Annotated in this window: 12 protein-coding genes; 8 read left to right on the top strand and 4 right to left on the bottom strand. The window is 71.5% G+C overall.

Annotation, left to right across the window (positions count from 1 at the left end):
• Positions 1-10: 10 nt before the first annotated feature.
• On the bottom strand, positions 11-1,684 hold the full coding sequence (locus tag BFF78_RS10315; protein ID WP_069778022.1) for a PucR family transcriptional regulator: 1,674 nt from the start codon (positions 1,682-1,684) through the stop codon (positions 11-13).
• A 342-nt stretch (positions 1,685-2,026) separates the two neighbouring features.
• Here BFF78_RS10315 and BFF78_RS10310 point away from each other — a divergent pair, with 342 nt between their 5' ends.
• The 6 genes from BFF78_RS10310 (at position 2,027) to BFF78_RS10285 (ending at position 9,525) form a co-directional block, all read left to right on the top strand.
• Entirely contained in the window at positions 2,027-2,920 is an 894-nt protein-coding gene (locus BFF78_RS10310; RefSeq protein WP_069778021.1) for an FAD binding domain-containing protein, read from the top strand.
• Positions 2,920-3,531, top strand: a complete 612-nt coding sequence (locus BFF78_RS10305) for a (2Fe-2S)-binding protein (protein ID WP_069778020.1) — start codon at positions 2,920-2,922, stop codon at positions 3,529-3,531. The genes BFF78_RS10310 and BFF78_RS10305 overlap by 1 nt, the downstream gene beginning before the upstream one ends.
• 2 nt (positions 3,532-3,533) lie before the next feature.
• Positions 3,534-5,918, top strand: a complete 2,385-nt coding sequence (locus BFF78_RS10300; RefSeq protein WP_069778019.1) for a xanthine dehydrogenase family protein molybdopterin-binding subunit — start codon at positions 3,534-3,536, stop codon at positions 5,916-5,918.
• Between the two features lie 211 nt (positions 5,919-6,129).
• A complete protein-coding gene (locus BFF78_RS10295) occupies positions 6,130-7,596 on the top strand; it encodes an NCS2 family permease (RefSeq protein WP_069778018.1) in 1,467 nt (488 codons plus the stop codon).
• A gap of 48 nt (positions 7,597-7,644) precedes the next feature.
• Complete coding sequence (locus BFF78_RS10290) at positions 7,645-8,796, top strand: XdhC family protein (protein WP_069778017.1); 1,152 nt, start codon at positions 7,645-7,647, stop codon at positions 8,794-8,796.
• A gap of 90 nt (positions 8,797-8,886) precedes the next feature.
• Positions 8,887-9,525 (top strand): LysE family translocator, encoded by a 639-nt coding sequence (locus BFF78_RS10285; protein WP_069778016.1) that lies wholly within the window; start codon positions 8,887-8,889, stop codon positions 9,523-9,525.
• 119 nt (positions 9,526-9,644) lie between these two features.
• Here BFF78_RS10285 and BFF78_RS10280 read toward each other — a convergent pair whose 3' ends face one another.
• Positions 9,645-10,085, bottom strand: a complete 441-nt coding sequence (locus BFF78_RS10280) for an Immediate-early protein 2 (RefSeq protein WP_069778015.1) — start codon at positions 10,083-10,085, stop codon at positions 9,645-9,647.
• Positions 10,086-10,141: 56 nt separating this feature from the next.
• Positions 10,142-10,960, bottom strand: coding sequence for a polysaccharide deacetylase family protein (locus tag BFF78_RS10275; RefSeq protein ID WP_069778014.1), 819 nt, complete (start codon positions 10,958-10,960; stop codon positions 10,142-10,144).
• Between the two features lie 103 nt (positions 10,961-11,063).
• Here BFF78_RS10275 and BFF78_RS10270 point away from each other — a divergent pair, with 103 nt between their 5' ends.
• On the top strand, positions 11,064-11,705 hold the full coding sequence (locus BFF78_RS10270) for a phosphoribosyltransferase (protein ID WP_069778013.1): 642 nt from the start codon (positions 11,064-11,066) through the stop codon (positions 11,703-11,705).
• A 14-nt stretch (positions 11,706-11,719) separates the two neighbouring features.
• Here BFF78_RS10270 and BFF78_RS10265 read toward each other — a convergent pair whose 3' ends face one another.
• The gene (locus BFF78_RS10265; protein ID WP_069778012.1) at positions 11,720-12,862 is read right to left on the bottom strand and encodes a magnesium and cobalt transport protein CorA; all 1,143 of its coding nucleotides are present in this window, start codon (positions 12,860-12,862) and stop codon (positions 11,720-11,722) included.
• Between the two features lie 160 nt (positions 12,863-13,022).
• Here BFF78_RS10265 and BFF78_RS10260 point away from each other — a divergent pair, with 160 nt between their 5' ends.
• Positions 13,023-14,132, top strand: coding sequence for a winged helix DNA-binding domain-containing protein (locus tag BFF78_RS10260; protein WP_069778011.1), 1,110 nt, complete (start codon positions 13,023-13,025; stop codon positions 14,130-14,132).
• Positions 14,133-14,153 lie beyond the last annotated feature (21 nt).

Here is a 14,153-nt window from a genome sequence, read left to right as displayed (position 1 = left end):
CCCGCTGACCTCAGCTCATGCGCAGGGCCAGGAAGAAGTCCAGCTTGTCCTCCAGGCGCGAGAGGTCACGTCCCGTCAACTGCTCGATCCGGCCCACCCGGTAGCGCAGTGTGTTGACGTGCAGGTGGAGCCGGGTGGCGCAGCGCGTCCAGGAGCCGTCGCAGTCGAGGAACGCCTCCAGGGTCGGGATCAGCTCGGCCCGGTGGCGGCGGTCGTAGTCGGTCAGCGGGTCCAGCAGGCGGGCCGTGAAGGCGCGGCGGACGTCGTCGGGGACGAAGGGCAGCAGCAGGACGTGCGACGCCAGCTCCTGGTGCCCGGCCGCGCAGACCCGGCCCGGTCGGGCGGCGGCCACCCGGCGGGCGTGTCTCGCCTCCTCCAGGGCGCCGCGCAGGCCCTCCGCCGAGTGCACGGCCGCGCTGACGCCCAGGGTGAGCCGGCCGTCGTCGTTCAGGCCCGCCGACAGCGTCTCCCGCACCGACTGCAGCAGGGAGTCGGCCAGCAGGCCGGTCTCCGAGCCGTCGTGCTCGGCGGTGACCGCGGGCAGCGGGACCAGGGCGATCGCCTCGTCGCCGGTGTGCGCCACGGCGATCCGGTCGGACGGCTCCGGGCCGGTCGCCAGCGGATCGACCAGCACTTCCTCCAGGAGCGACTGGGCGACCGGGCCACCCTCGACGTCGCCGCCCTCCCACTCCACACGGGCCACCACGACCTGCCAGTGCGGGGCCGCGCCGAGTCCGGGCAGCAGCACCGGGGCGGCCACGCGCAGACGGGCCGCGATCTCGGCGGGCGCGGCACCCGTCTGGACCAGTTCCAGCACCTCCTGGGCGAGCCGGCGCCGCACCGTGCGCGCCGCGTCCCGGCGGTCCCGCTCGACCGCGATCAGCTGGGTGACGCCCTGCAGCAGGTCCAGGCGCTCCTCGGGCCAGTCGCCGGCGTCCGCCTCGACGGCCATCAGCCAGTCCGACAGCACCGACTCGCGCACATCGCGGGCGGCCTGCGGGGAGCGGCCGGAGGAGCGGATCGGGAACAGCGAGTACGTCGCACCGGCCAGCAGGACGCGGTGCGGGCCGCGCCGGCCGGTGCGGGTGGCCGCCAGGTGCTCGGCGGCGAGCTTGGCACAGGTCTCCGCGGGCAGCGCCGGGCCCCCGACCTTGGAGCCGGCGATCAGCCGGCCGGTGGGCGCGAGCACCCAGGCGCGCAGGTCCAGGTCGGTGCCGAGCAGGTCCAGGACCACGTCCGGGCCGCCGCCCGCCGGGCCCGAGGTCATCATCCGCCGGTGCCGGTCCACCACGGCCGCCAGGTCCCCGGCGCGCTCGCTGGAGACCTGCCGTACGACGTGCTCGGTGATCGTCGCGAACGCCACCGACTCGTGCACCGCGAACAGCGGCAGCCGGTGCTTGGCGCAGGCGAGTACCAGGTCGTCCGGCACGTCGCCCAGCTCCGCCTCACCGGCCGCGAGCGCCGCCACCCCGGCCTGCACCAGGGTCCGTACGAACGGCTCGGAATCGGCGGCGTCCCGGCGCCAGGCCAGCCCGGTCAGCACCAGCTCGCCCCCGGAGAGGTAGCGGCTCGGGTCCCGCAGGTCGGTGGTCATGACCCCGCGCACCGACCGGTCCAGTTCGTCCTCGCCGCCGAGCAGCCGCAGGCCCAGCGCATCGGTGTCCAGAAGTGCGCGCAGCCGCATTTCGTCGCCGCCGTTCTTTGTCTCGAAACCTACGATGGGATCTTGGAGGGTGACCGGGGAGTCACCCGGATTCGCACGCCTGGGGCGTTCCCCGGCGTCTCCACGCTGTTTCCTGCGTTTCCCCAGGAAAACGGAGAGGTTACCGATGACCTCCGTTCATACGAATCTACAAGATGCCCGCCGTGGCCAGCCAACTCCTTCATGGTTTCGGTGACTGACCCCGCCGGAGTCGGAGCGGTGTACTGAGTCCACTCCGCGTTAACAGGACATGAACGAGCCGGGCCCGCCGCACACGGATTGGCTCAATTTGTACGACCCACGAGACGATGAAGAGAGCCGGTCATGGACTTCCTTCGCCCCGCCAGCTGGGAGGAGGCGCTCGCCGCGAAGGCCGAGCACCCCACCGCTGTGCCGATTGCGGGTGGCACCGATGTGATGGTCGAGATCAACTTCGACCACCGCCGGCCCGAGTACCTGCTGGACCTCAACCGCATCGGCGACCTCTACGAGTGGGAGGTCGGCGAGGAGAGCGTACGGCTGGGCGCCTCCGTCCCGTACACGCACATCATGCAGAACCTCCGTGCCGAGCTGCCGGGCCTGGCGCTCGCCTCGCACACGGTCGCCTCCCCGCAGATCCGCAACCGCGGCGGCGTCGGCGGCAACCTCGGCACGGCCTCGCCCGCCGGTGACGCCCACCCCGCCCTCCTCGCGGCCGGCGCCGAGGTCGAGGTGGAGTCGGCGGCCCGCGGCACCCGCCTCATCCCGATCGACGCGTTCTACACGGGCGTCAAGCGCAACGCGCTCCAGCCCGACGAGCTGATCCGCGCCGTGCATGTGAAGAAGGCGGACGGCCCGCAGCAGTACTCGAAGGTCGGCACCCGCAACGCCATGGTCATCGCCGTGTGCGCCTTCGGCCTCGCGCTGCACCCCGAGACCCGTACGGTCCGGACCGGCATCGGCTCGGCCGCGCCCACGCCCGTGCGGGCCAAGGCCGCCGAGGAGTTCTTGAACGCGGCGCTCGAAGACGGCGGTTTCTGGGACAACGGAAAGATCATCACCCCGTCGGTCGCCAAGCAGTTCGCCGACCTGTGCTCGGCCGCCTGCAACCCGATCGACGACGTCCGGGGCACCGCGAGCTACCGCCGCCACGCGGTCGGCGTGATGGCCCGCCGGACGCTCACCTGGACCTGGGAGTCGTACCGCGGCAACCACCGCACCACCGAGGGAGCTGCGTAATGCGCGTCAACTTCACCGTCAACGGACGTCCGCAGGAGGCCGACGACGTCTGGGAGGGCGAGTCCCTGCTGTACGTCCTGCGCGAGCGCCTCGGCCTGCCCGGTTCCAAGAACGCCTGTGAGCAGGGCGAGTGCGGCTCCTGCACCGTGCGCCTGGACGGCGTGCCCGTCTGTTCCTGCCTGGTCGCGGCCGGCCAGGTCGAGGGCCGCGACGTGGTGACCGTCGAGGGCCTCGCCGACTACGCCAAGCAGCGCGAGGAGCACGGCGGCTGCGCCACCGGCGCCTGCGGTACGACCCTCCAGGACGCCCGGCTGGGGGTCCCCCCGGGCGAAGCCTGGGGGAGGCAGGCCAAGGGCACCGACTCGCAGACCGGCGAGGGCACCGAACTCTCCCCGATCCAGCAGGCGTTCATCGACGCGGGCGCCGTCCAGTGCGGCTTCTGCACCCCGGGTCTGCTCGTCGCTTCCGACGAACTGCTGGAGCGCAACCCGAACCCGTCCGACGCGGACATCCGCGAGGCGCTGTCGGGCAACCTGTGCCGCTGCACGGGCTACGAGAAGATCATGGACGCGGTCCGTCTGGCGGCCGCTCGCCAGTCCGAGGAGGTCTGACGATGCCGACCAACGGCGCCCCTACGAAGATCACGCAGGGTTCCCAGACCAAGGGCGGCATCGGCGAGTCCACGCTCCGCCCGGACGGCACCCTCAAGGTCACCGGCGAGTTCGCGTACTCGTCCGACATGTGGCACGAGGACATGCTGTGGGGCCAGATCCTGCGCTCCACCGTCGCGCACGCCGAGATCGTGTCGATCGACACCGGCGAGGCCCTGGCCACGCCGGGTGTCTACGCGGTCCTGACGTACGACGACCTGCCCACCGAGGTGAAGAACTACGGCCTGGAGATCCAGGACACCCCGGTCCTCGCGCACGGCAAGGTACGCCACCACGGCGAGCCGGTCGCGATCGTCGCCGCCGACCACCCGGAGACGGCCCGCCGCGCCGCCGCCAAGATCAAGGTGGAGTACAAGGAGCTGCCCGTCATCACCGACGAGGCCTCCGCCACCGCGCCGGACGCGATCCTGATCCACGAGGGACGCGACGACCACCACGCCGGGCACGTCCCGCACCCGAACATCGTCCACCGCCAGCCGATCATCCGCGGCAACGCGGACGAGGCCGCCCGGCGGGCCGATGTCATCGTCAAGGGCGAGTACACCTTCGGCATGCAGGACCAGGCCTTCCTCGGTCCCGAGTCCGGCCTCGCCGTGCCCGAGGAGGACGGCGGCGTCCACCTCTACGTCGCCACCCAGTGGCTCCACTCCGACCTGCGCCAGATCGCGCCCGTCCTCGGCCTGCCCGAGGACAAGGTGCGCATGACGCTGGCCGGCGTCGGCGGCGCGTTCGGCGGCCGCGAGGACCTGTCGATGCAGATCCACGCCTGCCTGCTGGCGCTGCGCACCGGCAAGCCCGTCAAGATCGTCTACAACCGGTTCGAGTCCTTCTTCGGGCACGTCCACCGCCACCCGGCGAAGCTCTACTACGAGCACGGCGCCACCAAGGACGGCAAGCTCACGCACATGAAGTGCAAGATCGTCCTGGACGGCGGCGCCTACGCCTCCGCCTCCCCGGCGGTCGTGGGAAACGCCTCCTCCCTGTCGGTCGGCCCGTACGTGATCGACGACGTCGACATCGAGGCCATCGCCCTCTACACCAACAACCCGCCCTGCGGCGCCATGCGCGGCTTCGGCGCGGTCCAGGCGTGCTTCGCCTACGAGGCGCAGATGGACAGGCTGGCGCAGAAGCTGGGCATGGACCCGGTGGAGTTCCGGCAGCTCAACGCGATGGAGCAGGGCACCATCATGCCGACCGGGCAGCCGGTCGACTCCCCGGCGCCCGTTGCCGAACTGCTGCGCCGCATCAAGGCGATGCCGCTGCCGCCGGAGCGCCAGTGGGAGTCCAGTGAGGGCGCCGACGTGCGGCAGCTGCCCGGCGGTCTGTCCAACACCACGCACGGCGAAGGCGTCGTACGCGGTGTCGGCTACGCGGTCGGCATCAAGAACGTCGGCTTCTCCGAGGGCTTCGACGACTACTCCACCGCCAAGGTGCGCATGGAGGTCATAGGCGGGGAGCCCGTGGCCACCGTGCACACCGCGATGGCGGAGGTCGGCCAGGGCGGTGTCACCGTCCACGCGCAGATCGCCCGCACCGAGCTCGGCGTCACCCAGGTGACCATCCACCCGGCCGACACCCAGGTGGGCAGCGCCGGTTCGACCTCGGCCTCCCGGCAGACGTACGTCACCGGCGGCGCCGTGAAGAACGCCTGCGAGCTGGTCCGCGAGAAGGTCCTGGAGATCGGCCGGCGCAAGTTCGGCTCCTACCACCCGGCCTGGGCCACCGCCGAACTCCTGCTGGAGGGCGGCAAGGTCGTCACCGACGGCGGCGAGGTCCTCGGCGACCTGGTCGACGTCCTGGAGGGCGAGACCGTGGAGATCGAGGCGGAGTGGCGGCACCGGCCGACCGAGGCCTTCGACCTGCGCACCGGCCAGGGCAACGGCCACGTCCAGTACTCCTTCGCCGCGCACCGCGCGGTCGTCGAGGTCGACACCGAGCTCGGCCTGGTCAAGGTCATCGAGCTGGCCTGCGCCCAGGACGTCGGCAAGGCGCTCAACCCGCTCTCCGTCATCGGCCAGATCCAGGGCGGTACGACCCAGGGCCTGGGCGTGGCGGTGATGGAGGAGATCATCGTCGATCCCAAGACCGCCAAGGTCAGGAACCCCTCCTTCACGGACTACCTGATCCCCACGATTCTCGACACGCCGACCATCCCGGTCGACGTGCTCGAACTCGCCGACGACCACGCCCCGTACGGGCTGCGCGGCATCGGCGAAGCCCCGACCCTGTCGTCCACCCCGGCCGTCCTCGCGGCCATCCGGAACGCGACCGGGCTGGAGCTCAACCGCACCCCGGTGCGGCCCGAGCACCTCACGGGAACCGCGTAACAACCCCACAGCTCTCCGGGCGGCGCAGGGAACGTCACACACTCCGCCGCGCCGTCCGGAGGAACCCTCTTCGAGTTCCGCACCGCTCGCGGTCCCCGAAGCACCAGGAAATTTGTTCGTCTCGGGCCGTCCCCCGGGTCGTCCATTCCCAAATCCCGTGACCGTCAGGGCGGTTGTACGGGTGCCCCTTTGAACCTTGGGAGATGGCCCCATGACCCAGCAGTCTGTGGAGCCCACGAACACCGCCGAAGACGCGGGCGCGGGTTCGCGTCCGCCGGCCGGCAGGTCGTGGCTCGACCGGTACTTCCACATATCCGAACGAGGATCCTCCATCGCGACCGAGGTCCGCGGCGGCGTCACCACCTTCATGGCGATGGCGTACATCCTTCTGCTCAACCCCGTGATCCTCAGTGGCGCGGACAGGTCCGGCGACTCGCTGAGCCAGAAAGCCCTCATCACGGCCACCGCCCTCGGTGCGGCGGCCACCACCCTCCTCATGGGCTGGATCGGCAAGGTGCCGCTCGCCATGGCCGCCGGACTCTCCGTCTCCGGGGTGCTGGCCGGTCTGGTCATGGGAACCAAGACCCTGACATGGGCTCAGGGTCTGGGCATGTGCATCGCCTACGGCACCGTGATCATGCTTCTGGTGGTCACCGGCCTCCGTGAGATGATCATGAACGCGATCCCGCTGCCGCTCAAGCACGGCATCACCATGGGCATCGGTCTGTTCATCGCTTTCATCGGCCTGGTCAAGGCCGGGTTCGTGCACGCCGGCACCGCGACCCCGGTCACCCTGGGCAACGCCGGTGAGCTCGCCGGCTGGCCCGTCCTGCTCTTCGCGGTCACGCTCCTGCTGATCTTCGCGCTGCAGTCCCGGAACGTTCCGGGCGCGATCCTCATCGGCATCGTCACCGGCACCGTTCTCGCGGTGATCGTCAACGCGCTCGGCCTCGTCGGCGACAAGGGCTGGGCCAACGGCGAGGGCCCCGCACTGCACGGCAGCGCCGTGTCCATGCCGGACTTCTCGCTCATCGGCAAGGTGTCCTTCAGCGGCCTGGGCGACGTCGGCTACATGACGGTCACCATGATCGTCTTCACTCTGGTGCTCGCCGGCTTCTTCGACGCGATGGCCACCATCATCGGCATCGGTACCGAGGCCAACCTCGCCGACTCCCGGGGCCGTATGCCGGGCCTGTCCAAGGCGCTGTTCATCGACGGTGCCGGCGGCGTCGTCGGCGGTGTCGTGGGCGGCTCCGGTCAGTCCGTGTTCGTCGAGTCCGCGACCGGCGTCGGTGAGGGCGCCCGTACCGGACTGTCATCGGTGATCACCGGTGGGTTCTTCGCCCTGTGCCTCTTCTTCACCCCGATCACCGCGATCGTGCCGCGCGAGGTGGCCTCGGCCGCCCTCGTCACCATCGGCGCGATGATGATGATGAACGCCCGTCACGTGGACTGGGCCGACCGCTCCGTGGCGATCCCGGTCTTCCTGACCGTCGTGATCATGCCGTTCACCTACTCGATCACCCCCGGTGTCGCCGCCGGTGTGATCGCCTACGTGGTCATCAAGATCGCCCAGGGCAAGTGGCGGGAGATCGGCGGCTTCATGTGGGGCCTGACGGTGCTCTTCCTCGTCTACTTCTCCCTGCATCCCATCCGGGCCCTGCTGGGCGTCCACTGACGCCCGCGGCCCTCCCCGCATCCCCATGACCCGACCAGGAGGCCGAACATGCTGGACATCGCCGACGAGCTGAACCGGTGGGTCGAGCAGGGACGTGACTTCGCCGTCGCCACCGTGGTGGCCGTCGGCGGCAGCGCACCGCGCCAGCCCGGCGCCGCGCTCGCCGTCGACAGCGAGGGCACGGCCATCGGTTCGGTCTCCGGCGGATGCGTGGAGGGCGCCGTGTACGAGCTGTGCCGGCAGGCGCTCGAGGACGGCGAGAGCGTCCTGGAGCGCTTCGGGTACAGCGACGAGGATGCCTTCGCCGTCGGCCTGACCTGTGGCGGCATCATCGACATCCTCGTCACACCGGTCCGGGCGGACGGTCCCGCCCGGCCGGTGGTCGCCGACGCGCTGGCCGCCGCCGCCCGTGGGGAGGCGGCGGCGGTCGCGCGGATCACTCAGGGCCCGGCGGACCTGATGGGTCGTGCCGTCCTCGTCCGTTCCGACGGTTCGTACGAGGGCGGTTTCGGGGGCCACCCCGAGCTGGACCGCACCGCGGCCGAAGAGGCCCGCGCCATGCTGGACGCCGGCCGGACCGGCACCCTGCGGATCGGTGCGTCGGGCTCGCGTTGCGGCGAACCGCTGACCCTCCTCGTCGAGTCCTCCGTCCCCGCCCCCCGCATGATCGTCTTCGGTGCCATCGACTTCGCGTCCGCACTGGTCCGCATGGGCAAGTTCCTCGGCTACCACGTGACCGTGTGCGACGCGCGCCCCGTCTTCGCCACGAAGACCCGTTTCCCCGACGCCGACGAGATCGTCGTCGAGTGGCCCCACATGTACCTGGAGCGCACGGAGACCGACGGCCGTACCGTCCTGTGCGTCCTCACCCATGACGCCAAGTTCGACGTCCCCCTGCTGAAGCTTGCGCTGCGCCTGCCGGTCGCCTACGTCGGCGCGATGGGCTCCCGCCGCACCCACGAGGACCGCAACAAGCGCCTGCGCGAGGTCGGCGTCACCGACCTCGAACTCGCCCGCCTGCGCTCCCCGATCGGCCTCGACCTCGGCGCCCGTACGCCCGAGGAGACGGCCCTGTCCATCGCCTCGGAGATCGTGGCGGGCCGGCGGGGCGGCTCGGGTGTGTCGCTGACCGGTGCGCACACGCCGATTCACCGTGACGCGAACCCGGCACCTGTGGATCTCATCGGCTCCGTGGCCTGATCTCCCTGCGGCCGTCCCGCACGGCGTCCGGGGAGATCCCGCGGGGAAAACGGATTGCCGGGCGCCGAGGCTCCCGTATTGCATGAGGGCATGGTGCCCACCGACCGGTTGACGGCCTTCGCCGTGCTGTCCCTCCTGCTGATCGTGATCCCCGGCCCGAGCGTGCTCTTCGTCGTCGGGCGGGCCCTGGCGCACGGGCGGCGCGCCGCGCTGACCACCGTCCTCGGCAACACGCTCGGCGCCTACGCGCTCGTGGCGGCCGTGGCGCTCGGCATCGGCTCGATCGTGGAGCGCTCGGTGTTCGTCTTCACCGCGCTGAAGCTCGCCGGCGCCGCCTACCTCGTGTACCTCGGGATCAAGGCCTGGCGGCAGCGCGGCTCCCTGCGGGCGGCGTTCACGGAGTCCGGGCCGGCCCACGGCGGCATGCGCACCCTCTGGGAGGGCTTCGCGGTCGGCGTGGCCAACCCCAAGACGATGGTGTTCTTCGCCGCCGTCCTGCCCCAGTTCGTGGACCGCGAGCAGGGCCATGTGCCGGTGCAGATGCTGCTGCTCGGCCTGGTCTTCAACGCCATAGCGGTGGCCTCCGACAGCCTGTGGGGGCTCGGGGCCTCGGCCGCCCGGGACTGGTTCGCCCGCTCGCCCCGGCGACTTGCCGCCGTCGGCGGGATCGGCGGGCTGACCATGATCGGGCTCGGTGTGACGGTGGCGGTGACGGGGCGCAAGGACTGAGCGCTCCACGGGGTGCCGTGCGCGGTCGGCCGGCGTCTGCCTCCGCGGCACTGTCCTGGCTGGTCGGGCCCGCGCTGCGGAGCCGCATACGGACACGGCCCGGCGCCCTTTGCGGGCGCTCAGCCCTGCCGGAGCAGCCGGTTCACGGCGCGGCCGAACACCGTACGTGCCGTGCGGCGCAGTACGCCGTCGAAGGCGCGGGGCAGGAAGCGGATCCGCAGCTCCTCGCGCCACACCACCCGGCTACGGCCGCCCGGCCCCGGCCGCACCTCGATCTCCGCCCAGCCGAGGACCACCCGGCCGCGCTTCTCCAGACGGCACAGCCCGGCTTCGCCGTCGGCCGGCGGGCGCCAGACGGTGACCTCCATCAGGTCGTCGAAGGCGAACGGCCCGATGCCGGAGCGGGCCACCAAGCGCGTGCCCTCCCGGGTCGGCGGGGGCGTGAGCACCCTGATCCGGGTCAACGGGACCACGTCGGCGTGGCGGGGCCACTGCGTGAGCCGGCGCCATGCCTCGTCCAGGGCGAGCGGGGCCGTACGTGTGAAGGAGAAGGTGGGCACGGCACGATCGTAGGCAATGAACGCCGGTCACCTGCGCGTTCACCCACGGATCCCTCTCACGGACGGTACACCTTGCCCGGCTCCGCCGTGCCGGGCGCGAGCAGCTGAGGAACCGTCACGAAGACGTATCCGCGTGCCTTCAGGGCGTCGATGATGCCGGGTACGGCGGGCACGGTGCCCGGGTAGATGTCGTGCAGCAGGATGATCCCGTCCCGGGACGCCTGGTCGAGGACGCGCTTGGTGATGAGCGCCGAGTCGTTGGTCGTGTAGTCCTTGGCGGTCACGCTCCACAGCACCTCCGCCAGGCCCAGCTCCTTGGCGATCTTGTGCACATTGGTGTCCGTACGGCCCTGCGGCGGGCGCATCAGTGTCGGCTTGTGCCCGGTGAGCCGCTCGATCGCGTCGTTTGGCCGCTTCAGTTCCTCGCGTATCTGCGCGTCCGAGATCCGCGTGAGGATCTTGTGGTCCCAGGTGTGGCTCGCGACCTCGTGGCCCTCGGCGGCCATCCGCTTGACCAGCTGCGGGTACTTCTCGATGTGGTTCTTGCCGAGCAGGAAGAAGGTGGCCGGCACCTTCTTCTGCTTCAGGATGTCGAGCAGCCGCGCCGAGTTCTCGCTGGGCCCCGCGTCGAAGGTGAGGGCGATGCACTTGGCCTCGCGGCAGTCGGCGGTCCCGAACTTCGCCGGTGCCCCGTGCGCCGCCCCGGCCCGCACCGCGCTCGGTGCGGTGGTGTCCACCTGGGCGCAGCCGGACAGCGTGAGCGCCAGACCGAGGGCGGCCGACGCGAGCGCGGCCGGACGCAACCTACGGGCGGTGTCGCGCGTCTTCCTGCTCGCGTGCTCGGGCGTCGGGATCTTGTCGGTCGCATGAGCCATGCGGTGACTATACATTCAGTGTATAGGTGGGGGCTCGAATGCCTGAGGAATGCCCCGACGGGGAGCACCATGGAAGGAGAGGCTCCGCGGAGGAGGACGAACCATGTTCTTCCGGAACCGTGCCGAGGCCGGACGGGAACTCGCCGGACTACTGACCGACCTGCGCGACCAGGGGGCCCTCGACGATCCCCTCGTCCTCGCCCTGCCGCGCGGCGGCATCGCCGTCGCCGAGCCCGTCGCCCGCGCCCTCGACGCCCCGCTCGACGTGCTCGTCGTCCGCAAGATCGGCGCCCCGCACCACCAGGAGTTCGCCGTCGGCGCGCTCGCCGCGGACGACCCACCCCTCTTCGACACCGACACCCTGGCCCGGCTCGGCCTGACCGAGGAATCCATGGCCCCGGTGGTCGAACGCGAGCGGCGGGAACTGCGCCGCCGCGAGGAGCGCTACCGCGGCGACCGCCCGGCACCGGACCCGGCGGGCCGCACGGTGATCGTCGTCGACGACGGTCTCGCCACCGGCGCCACCGCCCGCGCCGCCCTGCGCCACATCCGGCGCCGCGCTCCCGCCCGCCTCGTCCTCGCCGTCCCCGTCGGCGCCCCGGACTCCGTGGACCAGCTCGCCACCGAGGCCGACATGATCCTCTGCCCGCACCGGCCGCCCGGCTTCACCGCCGTGGGCCAGTGGTACCAGGACTTCGAACAGCTCAGTGACAAGGACGTACTCGCCGCCCTGCACGGAACCTGAGGCGCTCCGCCGGCTCAGAGCCAGTCCCGTCTCTTGAAGACGAGGTACAGCGTCAGACAGACCACGCCCATCAGACCGATCGCGAACGGGTGGCCGAAGAACCAGTGCAGCTCCGGCATGCGGTCGAAGTTCATGCCGTAGATCGTGCCGACGAGGGTCGGGGCGAAGAGGATGGCCGCCCAGGAGGAGATCTTCTTGACCTCCTCGTTCTGCTCGAAGCCCGCCTCCGCCAGCGCCCGCATCTCCGCGTTCTGCTGCTGGGTGACCAAGGTGGCGTTGACCGTGAGGATCTCGGTGAGGGCCTGGCGGAAGCCGTCGACGCGCTCGCTGATGTGGGTGACGTGGTCGGCGACGTCACGCAGATAGCGCTGGAGTTCCTCGTCGGTCTCGTACTTGGCGAAGCCGGCCATCAGCGCGTGCAGCATGCCGACGAGCGGACGCGTTGCACGCTGGAACTCCACCATTTCCCGGGAGAGTTCGTAGATACGGCGGGAGACCTCGGGGTCGCCGCGGAACACCTCGGTCTCGATCTCGTCGATGTCGTTCTGGACGCCGGAGACCACCGGCGCGTAACCGTCCACGACCGCGTCGAGGATCGCGTACAGGACCGCCTCCGGTCCGAGCCCCAGCAGCTCGGGGGAGTCCTCCATGCGGCGGCGGACCGCCGACAGGTCCGGCGCCGCGCCGTGCCGGACCGTGATGACGAAGTCCGGGCCCACGAACACATGCAGCTCGCCGAAGTCGACCTCCTCCGGCGCGTCCAGATATCGGGCGGCGCGCAGCACGACGAACAGGGTCTTGCCGTACCGCTCCAGCTTGGGCCGCTGGTGCGCCTCCATGGCGTCCTCGACGGCGAGGGGGTGCAGGTCGAACTCGGCGGCCAGCGAGTGCAGATCGGCCCCGCTGGGCCGGGCCAGGCCGATCCAGGCCATGCCCGAGTGCTGCTCGCGCAGCGCGCGGTAGGTCTCGGCGAGCGTGGCGGGGGAGGAGACGCGGACGCCGTCGCGGTACAGCGCCGCCTGGACGATGCTGGGCGGCTCGGTGCCGTCCGCCGGGGCGGTCGCGGGCGTCTCGGCGGCGGGGGGCTGGGGCGGGGCGGGGGTGCGGCGCCAGACGGACCTGCGCCCGCCGTTCCTGCCGTTTGCTCGCTCGGACATCGGCCGCCTCTCCGTCGAGCCTGCGTCCACCTGGTCATGCGGCGGGGACAGGAGAAAGAAAAGGATATCCGCGGGCCGCCGCGAGCGGGTCGTGCCGCGGTGCGGGGTCGGGTGAGAGACGCGGACAGAAGGTGTCCGCAACTCCGGTTAGCGTGCGGGCATGACGAAGAGCAGTGCGACGAAGGCCCCCGTCCTGGACGTCCGTGCCCTCAACCGCGCCACCCTCGAGCGGCAGCTGCTGCTGCGCCGCTCGGCGCTGTCCCCACGGGATGCCGTGGCGCACCTGCTCGGTCTCCAGGCGCAGAACGTCCGGCCGCCGTACTACGCGCTCGCCGCCCGCCTCGACGGCTGCGCACCGGAGCGGCTGTCCGCGCTGATGGCCGGCCGCGAGGTCGCCCGGATGGTCACCTTGCGCTCCACGATCCACACCCACACCGCCGACGACTGCCTCACCCTGCGGCCCCTCGTCCAGCCGGCCCGGGAACGGGAGCTCGGCACCTTCCGCAAGGGGCTCGCCGGCGTGGACCTGGACCGGCTCGCCGCCCTGGCCCGCGAGCTGGTCGAGGCCGAGCCGCGGACCATGGCCCAGCTCCGGCAGGCGCTGAGCGCCCGGTGGCCGGACGCCGACCCGCAGGCCCTCGCCCTCGCCGCCCGCTGCACACTGCCGCTGGTCCAGGTCACTCCGCGCGGACTGTGGGACCGCAGCGGCCAGGTCGCCCTCACCACCGCCGAGAACTGGCTCGGCCGCTCGTCCGGGCAGGCTCCCGCACCGGAGTCCGTCGTCCTGCGCTACCTCGCCGCGTTCGGCCCCGCCTCCGTCAAGGACATGCAGACCTGGGCCGGACTCACCCGGCTGCGGGACGCCTTCGAGAAGCTGCGCCCGCGGCTGCTGACCTTCCGGGACCCGAGCGGCACCGAGCTGTTCGACCTCCCCGACGCCCCGCGTCCCGACCCGGCCACCCCGGCCCCGCCCCGCTTCCTGCCCGAGTTCGACAACCTGCTGCTCTCCCACGCCGACCGCAGCCGCGTCGTACCGCCCGAACACCGGGGCCGGCACTGGCGGGGCAACCAGGCCTACCGCACCCTGCTGGTCGACGGCTTCCTGGCCGGCCTGTGGAAACTCGACACCGGCGCCCTCGTCGTCGAACCCTTCACCGAGCTGACCCGGGCCCAGCGGGACGAGGTCACCGCGGAGGGGGAGCGGATGCTCGGCGTCCTGCACCCGGACACGTCGTACGACATCCGCTTCGGGACGGTCGTACGACCGTGAGTCCAGCCTTGGAGAGGGGGG

The sequence above is a fragment of the Streptomyces fodineus genome (assembly GCF_001735805.1).
GTDB lineage: Bacteria > Actinomycetota > Actinomycetes > Streptomycetales > Streptomycetaceae > Streptomyces > Streptomyces fodineus.
This window is presented reverse-complemented; position numbering and strand designations above follow the sequence as displayed.

Bases quoted from the DNA above. Each gene is read 5' to 3' on its own strand.
- BFF78_RS10260 (WP_069778011.1), top strand. From the start codon at position 13,023: ATGACGAAGAGCAGTGCGACGAAGGCCCCCGTCCTGGACGTCCGTGCC.
- BFF78_RS10290 (WP_069778017.1), top strand. From the start codon at position 7,645: ATGCTGGACATCGCCGACGAGCTGAACCGGTGGGTCGAGCAGGGACGT.
- BFF78_RS10300 (WP_069778019.1), top strand. From the start codon at position 3,534: ATGCCGACCAACGGCGCCCCTACGAAGATCACGCAGGGTTCCCAGACC.
- BFF78_RS10270 (WP_069778013.1), top strand. From the start codon at position 11,064: ATGTTCTTCCGGAACCGTGCCGAGGCCGGACGGGAACTCGCCGGACTA.
- BFF78_RS10315 (WP_069778022.1), bottom strand. From the start codon at position 1,684: ATGCGGCTGCGCGCACTTCTGGACACCGATGCGCTGGGCCTGCGGCTG.
- BFF78_RS10285 (WP_069778016.1), top strand. From the start codon at position 8,887: ATGGTGCCCACCGACCGGTTGACGGCCTTCGCCGTGCTGTCCCTCCTG.
- BFF78_RS10275 (WP_069778014.1), bottom strand. From the start codon at position 10,960: ATGGCTCATGCGACCGACAAGATCCCGACGCCCGAGCACGCGAGCAGG.
- BFF78_RS10310 (WP_069778021.1), top strand. From the start codon at position 2,027: ATGGACTTCCTTCGCCCCGCCAGCTGGGAGGAGGCGCTCGCCGCGAAG.
- BFF78_RS10295 (WP_069778018.1), top strand. From the start codon at position 6,130: ATGACCCAGCAGTCTGTGGAGCCCACGAACACCGCCGAAGACGCGGGC.
- BFF78_RS10265 (WP_069778012.1), bottom strand. From the start codon at position 12,862: ATGTCCGAGCGAGCAAACGGCAGGAACGGCGGGCGCAGGTCCGTCTGG.
- BFF78_RS10305 (WP_069778020.1), top strand. From the start codon at position 2,920: ATGCGCGTCAACTTCACCGTCAACGGACGTCCGCAGGAGGCCGACGAC.